Below are 11,773 nucleotides of genomic sequence, written 5' to 3'. Positions count from 1 at the left end.
TTCATTCTATTGATAAATTAAATGAAACTGTGCGTACATATAAAGAAACATATAAAGATCAATTAAATAAGACAGACATAGCTGTATTAGATATCTTACATCGTCACTCTGCAAAGTATACTGGAGTTAGTTTTTTAACTAAGAATAACATTGCTAAAATGGTAGATCGTACACGTAGAACTATTATTAATATCTGTAATAAGCTAGAAAGCTTAGGTATTTTAAAGCAGTATGCTACTAAACGCAAGAGCGATATGCAGCAAACAAGTAACGCTATTGCTATTTTACCTATTCAAGATTCAGAACAAGAAGTGAAAAATGAAGAAAGTAATCAGAATTTCACACAAGAAACTCAAGAAATTTCACACCAAAAAAACAATATCTCTTTAAAACAAATACATAATATTAATCATCTAAATATGACAAAAGCATCTAAACGTACTCCATATATAAAACTTGTTCCAAAACATTTACAACACTATCAAGCATTTCTTGGTGACAAAATTAAAATATTATACGGACGTGTATGGCTCGCAATGAAAAAATTAGATGTACATATCGATAAAGATATCATGCAAACAATTGCTCATATTGCTTTTGATAAGCTTGTAGATTACATAAAAGAGGGACGTAATCTAACTGCTGAACAAATGAATAAGATCGCCTATACCATTGCTTATAACCAATTATCTGAACGCGAAGATACAAAAGATATTGTAAAAGATCAACAAGCGATTACACGAGCATTAATACTATTGGACAAGCCTAGCGAAAACAAAAAAGTACCTTCGCTCAGCTTATTTGCTGATGTTATAGGTGTTTAATAATTTTACCTAGTTCATTTTCTCTGTAATCATACGATTTTATATAAACTTACAAACTATATACAATTTACCTGTTTAATAAACTTACTAGATATCTATATGACGATATTTACCAGTTGTCAGATAGAAACTATTCGTTGCGGCCAAGCTGGTTGAAGGGCTATTATGACGTCATGACGAATGAGTAATTAAGGGGGCATGACGGTATGTCTGAAATAGATAACTTAGTTTATAAAACAGGCGAAGTGTTAAGAAAATTAAACTTAAAAGATTCTGTTTTTAAAAAGTATATTTCTAGTCTCGAAAAAGAAGGCTATGTTTTTCAGAAAAATAACATGGGACACAGGCTTTATACAGAAAAGGATATAAAGGCTTTGGAAATGTTCCTAGAGCTTATTAGTTATGACGGTATGACGATTGAATCAGTAGCTAAAAAAATAGGCCGTACTTATCAAAATCAATCTGGTGGTAGTAGTCATGACCATGTAACTTTATCGAATAACAAGGGGCATGACGTCATAAAGGATGAGGATTCAGATAGTCATGACGCTATGACCTTAATGAATGTTTTGTTGAAAGAACAAGAGCAACGCTTTGTAAAACTTCTTCAACAGCAAGAACAGCTATTTAAAAATGAAGTACAGAACATCAAAAACAACCAAACGCAAGAAATACATGAACTAAAGAGAATGCTGATCGAAAGGTTAGATGAAAGAGACGGGGTAGAAAAAAGGGATGAGCTTCTTATTAAGGTTATGCGTGAAGTTCAAGAAACGAAGAAACTCGTAGCTACTTCTCAAGAAAGAAATAAAAAGAAATGGTGGGAATTCTGGAGGTAAGGGGTAACAAAGTAGAAAATCTTTTAAGAGCATAAGGGGTTTTTGCCCCCGCAGACTGTGTGGGGCTAGGCAAAGCCTAGCAAAACTATGGGCCCAGAGAAAACCTATCAAGAACCCCCTCAACGTACCCTCAAGTTAAAGCTAGGCACCTTCAGCGTACCTTCAACAATTACTATATTTTAATTAGGGACCCTTCACAGGTACCTCATTTTTTTTTAATGTCCCCTCAAAGTCCACATGATTTTAGTGAAATACTCTTTTTAAATTTTATACTTTTATTAGTGTGTAAAGTAAGACAAAGAACCTGAAATTCTTTTGAAAATTAGATGAATAATATCCCTAAAATTAAAGTGAACGTTGCTGTAAAAGTTAGAAAAAGGATATTAAGTGATGGGGACGTAAAGGGGACATGGCTTCAAAATAGAGGGACATTGAGATTTTAAAGGGGGACGCGAAAGGGACATCCACCAAAAAAAGGGGACTCAAGGGGGACATATAGCGATTTTCTTTGCTATCACGGTTTTGCTAGGCTTTGCCTAGCCTATCACACCCTGTGATAGCAAAAACCCCTTATGCTCTTCAGGAATTTAGAGAGGCGGCCACGTTATTTTGGAACGCTCACGAAAAAAAGGTTTTCTATGAGCAAAATGGCCGCCGGTGTTTTCGGCAGGAATAAACAAAAAAAGAAGGCATATCTATAGCATAAGATGGCTGTATGCCTCTAGTTTAAGCAGCCATCTTACTCTACGATTATGTTTCCTTTATAACGCAAAATCTTCTAATGTTCGATCAATCATGTCATCTGTAATCCCGATGTATCGGAGTGTAACAGACGGCGCCGAGTGGCCAAAGATTTGTTGCAACATGGCTACATCTTTTGTTCGTTGGTAGAAGTGATAGCCAAATGTCTTTCTCATGGTATGGGTACCGATGGCCCCTTTAATACCACACGCGCGTGCGGCGCTGTTAATGGTCCTCCAGGCCGTTTCTCTTCGAACGTGACTTGTACCCTTCCGAGAAGGGAAAAGAAGGTCAGAATCAGCCATATGACGCGTGTACTTTTCAATCTCTTGTTGAAGGTTATGTGGAATCCGGATTTTTCGTACATGCCCTGTCTTTTGTTCTCGAAAACGAAGATGATCGGCCGACCGAACATCCATAACCCTTAAAGGTAAAATATCGCTAATGCGTAGCCCAGAATTGATGCCAAAGACAAAAAGAAAATAATCACGATAAGATTTATGTAGTAAATGTTCTTTCATCATTCGAATCTTTTCTGGATCTCGAATGGGTTCAACGGTTTGCTGCCCTTTAATAAGCATAAACTCACCTCTCTATATATTCAGTATGTTATATTGAACTACGTCTATGTATTTAATATGTTGTATTGATTAGTTTATCATATTCAAAAATAAAGAAGAACCCTTATCTATCAAGGGTTCTTCTTTATTTTCCATCTGCGTTGAATGCAACATAGTGTTACTCATATTGCATTTACTGTAACAGATGAGGAGTTCCTAAATCTAAAAAGTGACTTAAGGGGTGGCATCAGGATTTTGCGGATTTACAACGGTAAGAATGCAAACCCAGTTATATCAAGGGATCTAAGGCATGTATCAATAGAGTCTACTCTATTGATATGGAATTAATAATAGGTAAAATAAGAGTTTTGAATGTATCATATGACTTGTCTCAAAACCCTTATCGTTGTTAAGTTAGCCTTTTTTTCTTCTCAGAATTGCTTAACGTTGTAAATCTGCATTTTCGGGACTGTACCCCTTCAATAAAATAAATGTAACAGAAGAGACTCCTGACCATGGTCAGGAGTCTCTTCTGTTTTTATCAAAAAATGATTAATATGTTTGTTTAGCAATAATATTTAAATTGAGTCAGTTTCGTTAATCAAATAAGAATGTTCAGCCTTCATTATCCTGTTAGTAAGATATCATTTAATAAAGCTAGTTCTACTTTGAAAGGATCATTAATTTTTCTAAGCTCACAATAACCAGAACTATAAATATGAATAATTTTAAATCTTGTACCACGATATAAAACTTCTTTATTAATTGACATACCTTCCCTCCAGATTCATTATCATAATTTGTTCAATCAACATATTAATCATTTTTTTATTTAAAATTCATCTGGAACAAAATTAGGTTACTTTTCCCCTTTTTATATATTTCGAAACCTAAATTCAAATAAAATTTTATTTACACTCGATTGTATGCATAATTTTTACTACTTTAAGCAAACTACTCAAGACGCCGTGAGGCATCTACAACTAACTTTCTTCTTTAGCAGAAAAAACTCCTCCCGCCTAAGGTAGTTTTTTCTCTTTTTAACTGTATATCGTATACAAAGTTAGTTAACATAATCCATATTCTAGGAAACAAAAAAGAAATTTACAGCTGCAAATCCCTTTTTTATGTGTATGTATATATTCATTAACAACAAATAAGATTATTTTACTGTAAAATAAATACTATACCTTTAAACTTAGTAGTATCTAATTTGAATTGTTATTTGGGTAGGAGGAAATTATGGTATCGTTTAATAGAATTATAAAATTGCGGGATTTGGAAATTTTTCGAGTATCAAAAGACGGACAAATCTTCTCTTATGTAGTAATTGAAGACACTAGAAAACCATTCACAGAAGAAGATAAAAAACTAGATCCATTATGTTATATGGATGAAGAAGATATTAATGCGATTTTAAATGTTTTCAGGATTTCATTAATCAATGACGAAAAATTAAGTGAAGAAAATTCATACTTTCTAAAATCATTCTTTTCAGATTTTGTTAACAATACAAATTTAACAAACTTTATCTTTACAGAATACATTCAAGAAGATTTGTATGATCACGAAGTTGACATAAAATTTTTCAATAAAATTTTAAAAGATATAGGTTCAAGTTATATTATTGAAGAATTTGATGAAAGAAATTGGATTTATTTATCTCAAGATTAAAATATAAGCTATGTATACCATATAGAGGTCCCACCAACGAAACGCTGAAAACATACGCTAAGGAATTGTTCAGAAAATCTTGAGTTGGTGAACACCTTGTCATTAAAGGATTTATAAGTGTTTCTTCCCTTCGGAAGTGTCCATTAACTCGTTCAATAATCAATGTTCAATAATTATTAAAATATTAAGTTTGTGAACGAATTTAATGTCTAAACGTATAAAAGGCCCTAATTTACTTATCGAAATCTGCTTAGCGTATGTTTTCCGCTAAATGTTGGTGAGACCCCATATACAAAACTAGTTTACATAAACACTCTTTCCGGAACACATGAAAAAAACGAGCCCTTGATACACAAGGGCTCGTTTGCTTTTTAAATTTATGGTTTATGCAGCTTTTTATACATCGTTGATTTATCAATGTTTTCATTCCTTTTTAACTAATAGATCTTGTATGAAAAGTAGCCTTTTTATGCATATGCCCCATCATCCCCTCGTTAAATAGGAGAAGGAGTAGAAAATAAAAAAGTTATTGCTAACTACATAATTACTAACGTAATTTATAATACCTACCAATAACAATCTTGAAAATGATCCCCTACTTAAGCTTATCTTTAAGAAACATTTGTAGTTGCCTATATAACAGACATAAAGACTCTGTCCACTTCTAACAACATGAATTTGCAAAAACAAACACCTACTTTCGTTAATGAAAGATTACTTTATAAATTAAAAATATTGATGTTATAGGTATGTTATTCATTTAATCACACTTACAGATCAACACTTAATCTCAATTGGAGATCCTTTTTTAGTACCAATAATGCTTCATTATGTTAACTATAGCTCCTTACAAACAAGGTTTTGGTTGCCTTGATGGCAACCTTTTAGCCTTAAAGGCAATAACGAAAAATATATAAAATTAGTGTTGCAAAACGAATGACGAATTGCTATTAAATAAAGAGTAAGAAGGGGGGAGTTTTCAAAAGTGGGTTAAACCCTTGATATGATTGGTTTTTCGGGTAATCTCGTGGTAATGAAAAATCATTACTTTCGTAATGAAAAATCATTACCACGAAATGAATAAAAAAAGAGCCAAAATTGGCTCTAAAATAATTTCTCAGGTAGTTTTTTTAATTCAGCAGGAGTTCTTCTAAACATAGCTTTTAAAGTTCCGTTTACATTGTCTCTGTCTCCAGAAAACATAATATGAGGATTTACAAATAAAGCATATGCTCTAACATTATTATCTTCTAAACCACTTTCAGAACGGGCTAAAATGCCTTTATCAATTAAACCCTTAATAATCGGATTTACATTTTGTTTTTTCTTTCCTAAAACTACTGCAAGATCACTTTGAGTTAAAGGTGTTGAGTTAATCTTTTTACAATCTTCTACAATGCAATTAGATTCAATTTCAACATGAGGAGCAATATCTATTAAAAAAGTCTTTTCAGCAGTAGTTAGATATTTAATTTCACGTAAATACAAAAGATTTGCTTGATTCAACTGGACAAACCTCGCTTTATTTTTAACTTTTCTTTCAGGAATTAATACCATTCCTCTAGAATTTGCTTTAGTTTGCAATTCAGTTGCTTGTTGTAGTTCTTCCTCAGTTAATATCTTTTCATTTTCTAAATCTCTTAATCGTGCTTTTCTTTCTGCTTCACTAAAATTACCAACATTTTTTTTCATCTAATTCCTCTCCCTATGTAGCAGGAATTAGTCTCTTTGTGTTAGAATATAAATACTCTAATAATGTGAATAAAGGGACTAATCCCTTGCAAATTTTCAAAAACCGCCTATCCGACCAAAGACAGGGCGGTTTTTTCTTTTTCTACTTTCGACAATACCAATAAAACTCCCTTTTTTCTAGCCATTTTCTACCTTTTTTCTCAAACTCTCTAGTAATTTATCATCTACTCTTTTAGGCTTGTACCCCATTCTATCAATCAAAATACCTTCTACCACCTTCATACGAGCCGTATAGATCCTATATTCACTTTCCGCAAAGGCTGATGTATCTAGATCAACAACAACCTCTTCTGGCGCCTTCTGAACGGTTCTCATGAGATTATACGATTTTGACCGTTCTTCTCTTACCAATCGTAGCAAAACCAATAAATCATATGTATGAAAGTTCGACAGCTGATCAAAAGGTAATTCACATTGATTTAAATAGACAAACTCTTTCATCGTTGGACGCTGCTTCTTCAATGGAGCATCACAAAACCCACAGTTTTCTGCATAGTTTCCACCGTTATCAGACCCACAGTACGAACAAATCATTCTTCCTCCCTCTGACCATTAACATGATCATCCAAACTTCTTTCTTATGTCTAAATCTCTTTCATTTTTATATAATAAAAAAAAGCTCATTTCGATTCCTTGCGCTTGCGACGGCGGGGTTCTATACGATAATGGGCTTTTTCCTTATCGCTCCAAACCACCCTCCCGATCACGATTTCTCTTTCGTGTCGATTGGATCTGCTTTTCTTGCTCCTGTTTATCCAGGGCAAATTTCTGAGCCCCTTTGATTTCGTTATCATCAGTAAAATATCGTTTTAACAACTTTTCTTTCGCTTTATCTAAAAAACTCGCCTTCACATACCCAACCATCTTCGCCAGTTCAGGCAATTTCTCCTGATACAATTCCTTTACTCTTTCTAGTGTTCCTTTTAAAAAGTCATTCTCTTTTTTCAGCTGCTTGTTTTCTTTCTTCAACTCCATATTTTCGTTTCGGACCAAATCACGTTCCATTATAAGCTTGTCTTTTCCGTCATGAAGTTTTTGATTTTCTATTTTAAGCTGCCTATTTTCCATTTTAAGGGCTTCTGAAGCTTTCGCTAAGGTTTCAATACCTTCAAAATCCTTTCGCTCCAATATGACCCTGTCAGAAGCGAATAAGCCCATCTTCTTTTCAAGCTTTACGTCAATCTCGTCCACCTTTTTCACTTGATCTAACGACTTCCCTAAATCGCTTAAACGATGCTCAATCTCATTGATAGACGTTTCAATCTCCTGTTTCGCTGCTTGTTTTTCAGATAAAGAACTTTCTAACCTCTCAACTTGTTCTTTTAATGTTTTGGCCTTAAATTGTTGCGTCGTTAAATGCTCCCGATTAGATCCTTTTTCTCCTCGCTCCACATCAAACCCTTGCTTCTGCAGATGCTTTGGAAACTCGTCTTGAATCCAACGTAATTCATTCCGATCAAAAACATGTTTTCCTTGTAGCTTCCCATCACGCATGGGAACCACCCCCAAATGCATATGAGGCGTTTTTTCATCCATATGAACCATCGCATACGCAATGTTCTTCTCGCCATAACGATCAGCAAATAATTTATAACTCTCTTCAAAGAACTGTTTTTCTTCAGCTGGATTTAACCGATCAAAAAAACCTCGATCAGACGTGATCAGCAACTCATTGACCAGAACAGCATCCTTCCTGGTCTTCCTCGTTCCTGTTTTCTGACTCTCAATGATCTCTTTCACTCGTTTGTTATAATCAATCTTATCCGGATTCACCAAATCATAATTTAAATGAGAACGCTCCTTATCGATGTCGGGATTCGTTTTACTCTCCCTCTCTCGTTGATTATGAAACTGCATTCCTTTTAAATCATGGGACTTCATTTTTTCCATCCGACAAATCGCAAAACTCATGCCTCCACCACCCTTATGTACACCTCTATTTAGGATTATAATCCGGTCACTACTTCCATGTAAAGTATAGCACACTATACTTTACATCCATAAAGTCGTGTGCTCTGCGAGGCTCTTTGCCTGTCAAACAGGCAAGCACGCAAGCGTGCAAAACCTAAGACCGCGGGGCTTCTCGCCCCACTACCCCCGCCAACGTCAGCACGTTGGATCGCTATATAAATCCCCTAAAACTATGTTGCCATAAAGGCAACAATTGCACCCTAAAGGTGCTAAGTAAGTAACCGCAGCAACACAGCATTAGCGCAACAGCAAGCAGAAAATGACGTAAAACAGTATGCTTTGCAACTTCAAATAGCATTCGAACAAATGGGTAAAACCATGCAGGTGATTGCTGATCAAAAAGAAGAGATTGCGGAATTGCGGAAGCATGTTGCTGATGTAGAAAAGAAGCAGCAACACCAAGAAGATTATATAAATAACAAACTTGAAGAACGTGATCAAAAGTTAATCCAGTCATTAAGAGATTCACAGGAAACAAAAAAGTTATTATTAGAAGTTCAAGAACAGATTGCTACATCACTAGAAGAAAAGAAGAGTTGGTGGCAAAAATTATGGAAAAGATGATTTTTTATAAGACCTATAAACTGATTAAAAAGATTTCAAAATTCGAGGAGGAAATAAGCATTGTTAAGTATCAACCACATTTGTTTTTCAGTTTCAAATCTAGATAAATCAATAGATTTTTATCAAAATGTCCTTCAAGCAAAGCTACTTGTTAAAGGGAGAAAGTTAGCCTATTTTGATTTAAATGGCTTATGGATTGCTTTGAACACAGAAGAGGATATTCCAAGAAATGAAATTCAACATTCATATACTTTTGTTGTATATAGATAATTTTAGTTAATTATGATATTTTTTCTATTTTCCGTTCAAAAATGGAGCAGTTTAGTATATAATTAAATAGAACATACGTTCGTTTTCGGTTGTGAATTTTCTTCTTAAATTCCTTTTATATAATTAGAAGGAGGTAGTTAATCTATGTTAAAAAGCAACTATAAAAAAGTAAATCTCTTTTTAATGAAATATGAAAGAGAATTAGAAAACCCCATCATTAAAAGTTTTTTAGAAAAAAAGGAAAATTTTAAGATGTTAGAGCAATCTATCTGTCATCCTCAATTAAAAAATAGAGAGAATTTAGATAAGGCATTTCAAGAATTTTATGCGGAAGTTCGTTTGACTCATTATCTCTCTATGCTCCTAAAATTTTATGCGCAAAAATATTATGTAAAAACAACAAAACACTTCAACCATTATCAACTAATCATGGATAAACCACAAGAAAGTGGAATTTCTTTTGCAGAATTAGTTAGTAGCGATGAAGAGATAATCGATATATTCCTAAAGACATCTAATAATTTAATTGATTTCATAAAGGATCAAAAGTTATGTCAAATAATTAACTCGCTAACCACTAAACAACAACAAATATTAAACTTATCCTTTGTATATCAATTTAGCCATACAGAGATTGGGGCTTTATTAGGAGTTTCTCAGCAATACGTATCTAAAACCTATCAAAAAATCCTCAATAAGATTCGGACCTTGTATGGAGAGGCTATTTAATGGAAACCCAATTTGATTGGCTTACAGCATTGAGTAATGTTGGATTTCCAATTGTTTTAGTTTTTTATTTATTAACTCGCTTAGAAAAAAGCTTTCAAAGATTAGAAGAAGTAATTGAAAATCTAATTGGTGAAATTCAGAAGAAATGAGGAATGACTATGAGCTCATTATATAAATTAGTACAACAAGCAAAAAAAGGTGATGAAACTGCGACTTCGAAAGTTGTCTCTTTATTCATTCCAAAGGTAAAAAAAGAGAGTCAACTAGCCCATTCCTTTGAAGAAAGAGAAGATCTAGAGCAAGAATTACAAATCCAAATATTAAAAGCAATTAATAGGTTTGATACAAGTGCACCAGGTTTTTGGGATTTAATAAAAAAATAAATAAAAAACTTTATATGAGGTTGTTATTTAAGTCGCAGCTAGTCTTTTATATAGTGTAAACAATTTTAAATGATTAATATTTAGGAGGACGATATTATGCCAATGGTAGGAGATACTAAAACAACAACAGAATATATTTCAAAAGCTGAATTACAGAAGAAAATCAGCTTTGCCAAGATCACTGACTATGTAGTTGAAAAAGCTGCAGTCGCGATTGGAGCTGCAATCGGTGGTAAAGTAAAAGGCGTTCTTGGCGCAATTGGTGGTGCTCTCGGTTCAGACTTAGGAAAAGATGCACTTACTACTGCAATTAAGTCGCAAAGCACTACTTTAAAAGGTTATTTAAAGAAGGTTAAAGATAATGATGCAAAAGGTATTAAAGTTACTCAAACTTCACGCTATTCTTATATGAGTGGCTCTGGAACTGCTTGGCACAGATCCAGCAATCCAAAAATTACAACATATTAAGAGATATAACTAAAGCTGACCTGAAGAAAGGTCAGTCTTTAGTATGCTCTTTTTTGTTACGTAGCTCTACTCTTTCAAATATCTTATAAGTAATACCTACTAAAATTGCTAAAAGTATCAACCTAATAAAATAATTGAGTCCATATTCATCACTTAAATAATCTAATATAGATGAATAAATTAATGCAGCAACACCAATTGCTATGTATTTCATTATAGAACACCCCCAAATTATTGGAACGATCTTCTAAATATATTAACATTTGCATTCATCTAAAACAATAGCTGGTATAGACCAATTTTTTTAAAAATGTAACCCTTATCATTTATAGAAATTACGCCGGTCTTAACTTTAAGAGAATTTAAGATTATTAAAATTATTCCTTGAATCACATTGTTTAAATTGGTGAATTTTGCTACAATTAATTTAATTAAATAGTCCGGAAATACAAAAAAGGCAAAGCGTGTTATAGAAGGATTAGGGCCCTTATATAACCGTTCACCGTAACAGCACTACGGTAAACACCTGCTTCACCTTTTTTCTGTAATTCCTATCTGTATTTTACGATAGAATTTCCAGAAAAACAAGGGTTGAGTTTAGTCTCTTTTATTATGATTAAAAGGACGTGTTTACCATACGGTAGATACGTCCTTTTTTGTTTTCTATATAAAAGGGAGAGAATGAGAATGGCAAACCAAAGAATAACAATTATCGCGAATAAAGAAACATACGAAAATCTAGCAACATTTCATTCTATTGATAAATTAAATGAAACTGTGCGTACATATAAAGAAACATATAAAGATCAATTAAATAAGACAGACATAGCTGTATTAGATATCTTACATCGTCACTCTGCAAAGTATACTGGAGTTAGTTTTTTAACTAAGAATAACATTGCTAAAATGGTAGATCGTACACGTAGAACTATTATTAATATCTGTAATAAGCTAGAAAGCTTAGGTATTTTAAAGCAGTATGCTACTAAACGCAAGAG

15 protein-coding genes and 1 pseudogene are annotated in these 11,773 nt (G+C 33.3%); 10 read left to right on the top strand and 6 right to left on the bottom strand.

Annotation, left to right across the window (positions count from 1 at the left end; all coding sequences use genetic code 11):
- Together A2U94_RS19745 and A2U94_RS19740 are read left to right on the top strand one after the other, a co-directional pair.
- Positions 1-824, top strand: an 824-nt coding sequence (locus tag A2U94_RS19745) for a helix-turn-helix domain-containing protein (protein WP_197473423.1), incomplete at its 5' end; no start/stop codon positions are given.
- Between the two features lie 206 nt (positions 825-1,030).
- Complete coding sequence (locus tag A2U94_RS19740; protein WP_025908228.1) at positions 1,031-1,663, top strand: DUF3967 domain-containing protein; 633 nt, start codon at positions 1,031-1,033, stop codon at positions 1,661-1,663.
- A 761-nt stretch (positions 1,664-2,424) separates the two neighbouring features.
- On the opposite strand, the gene A2U94_RS19735 is transcribed toward A2U94_RS19740, so the two are convergent.
- Both A2U94_RS19735 and A2U94_RS21705 read right to left on the bottom strand, forming a co-directional pair.
- Entirely contained in the window at positions 2,425-2,985 is a 561-nt protein-coding gene (locus A2U94_RS19735) for a site-specific integrase (RefSeq protein WP_025908229.1), read from the bottom strand.
- Between the two features lie 604 nt (positions 2,986-3,589).
- Positions 3,590-3,736 (bottom strand): hypothetical protein, encoded by a 147-nt coding sequence (locus tag A2U94_RS21705; RefSeq protein WP_175384226.1) that lies wholly within the window; start codon positions 3,734-3,736, stop codon positions 3,590-3,592.
- A 470-nt stretch (positions 3,737-4,206) separates the two neighbouring features.
- Here A2U94_RS21705 and A2U94_RS19730 point away from each other — a divergent pair, with 470 nt between their 5' ends.
- Entirely contained in the window at positions 4,207-4,638 is a 432-nt protein-coding gene (locus tag A2U94_RS19730; RefSeq protein WP_025908230.1) for a hypothetical protein, read from the top strand.
- A gap of 1,104 nt (positions 4,639-5,742) precedes the next feature.
- On the opposite strand, the gene A2U94_RS19725 is transcribed toward A2U94_RS19730, so the two are convergent.
- The 3 genes from A2U94_RS19725 to mobV form a co-directional block, all read right to left on the bottom strand.
- Positions 5,743-6,330, bottom strand: coding sequence for a MarR family transcriptional regulator (locus A2U94_RS19725; RefSeq protein WP_025908218.1), 588 nt, complete (start codon positions 6,328-6,330; stop codon positions 5,743-5,745).
- Between the two features lie 177 nt (positions 6,331-6,507).
- Entirely contained in the window at positions 6,508-6,924 is a 417-nt protein-coding gene (locus A2U94_RS19720) for a hypothetical protein (protein WP_025908219.1), read from the bottom strand.
- Between the two features lie 144 nt (positions 6,925-7,068).
- Positions 7,069-8,301 (bottom strand): MobV family relaxase, encoded by a 1,233-nt coding sequence (gene mobV / locus A2U94_RS19715; RefSeq protein ID WP_025908220.1) that lies wholly within the window; start codon positions 8,299-8,301, stop codon positions 7,069-7,071.
- Between the two features lie 366 nt (positions 8,302-8,667).
- On the opposite strand from mobV, the gene A2U94_RS19710 reads away from it, so the two are divergent.
- The 6 genes and pseudogenes from A2U94_RS19710 (at position 8,668) to A2U94_RS19690 (ending at position 10,775) form a co-directional block, all read left to right on the top strand.
- Positions 8,668-8,925, top strand: a complete 258-nt coding sequence (locus A2U94_RS19710; RefSeq protein ID WP_081801812.1) for a DUF3967 domain-containing protein — start codon at positions 8,668-8,670, stop codon at positions 8,923-8,925.
- A gap of 60 nt (positions 8,926-8,985) precedes the next feature.
- Positions 8,986-9,189 (top strand): annotated as a pseudogene (locus tag A2U94_RS19705) (VOC family protein); the annotation flags it as partial.
- Positions 9,190-9,339: 150 nt separating this feature from the next.
- Positions 9,340-9,924, top strand: a complete 585-nt coding sequence (locus A2U94_RS19700; RefSeq protein WP_025908223.1) for a sigma-70 family RNA polymerase sigma factor — start codon at positions 9,340-9,342, stop codon at positions 9,922-9,924.
- Positions 9,924-10,073, top strand: a complete 150-nt coding sequence (locus tag A2U94_RS20980; RefSeq protein ID WP_081801813.1) for a YvrJ family protein — start codon at positions 9,924-9,926, stop codon at positions 10,071-10,073. The genes A2U94_RS19700 and A2U94_RS20980 overlap by 1 nt, the downstream gene beginning before the upstream one ends.
- A gap of 9 nt (positions 10,074-10,082) precedes the next feature.
- Complete coding sequence (locus A2U94_RS19695; RefSeq protein ID WP_025908224.1) at positions 10,083-10,307, top strand: helix-turn-helix domain-containing protein; 225 nt, start codon at positions 10,083-10,085, stop codon at positions 10,305-10,307.
- A gap of 96 nt (positions 10,308-10,403) precedes the next feature.
- On the top strand, positions 10,404-10,775 hold the full coding sequence (locus A2U94_RS19690; protein WP_025908225.1) for a hypothetical protein: 372 nt from the start codon (positions 10,404-10,406) through the stop codon (positions 10,773-10,775).
- Between the two features lie 31 nt (positions 10,776-10,806).
- On the opposite strand, the gene A2U94_RS19685 is transcribed toward A2U94_RS19690, so the two are convergent.
- Positions 10,807-10,989 carry a hypothetical protein gene (locus A2U94_RS19685; protein ID WP_025908226.1) on the bottom strand — a complete coding sequence of 61 codons (183 nt, stop codon included), beginning with the start codon at positions 10,987-10,989 and terminating at the stop codon, positions 10,807-10,809.
- A gap of 473 nt (positions 10,990-11,462) precedes the next feature.
- Here A2U94_RS19685 and A2U94_RS19680 point away from each other — a divergent pair.
- Positions 11,463-11,773 (top strand): helix-turn-helix domain-containing protein (locus A2U94_RS19680; RefSeq protein WP_197473422.1); only part of this gene is annotated, 311 nt, incomplete at its 3' end.

This window comes from Bacillus sp. VT 712, from assembly GCF_001614195.1.
GTDB classification, from domain to species: Bacteria; Bacillota; Bacilli; order Bacillales; family Bacillaceae_H; genus Priestia; species Priestia flexa.
This window is presented reverse-complemented; position numbering and strand designations above follow the sequence as displayed.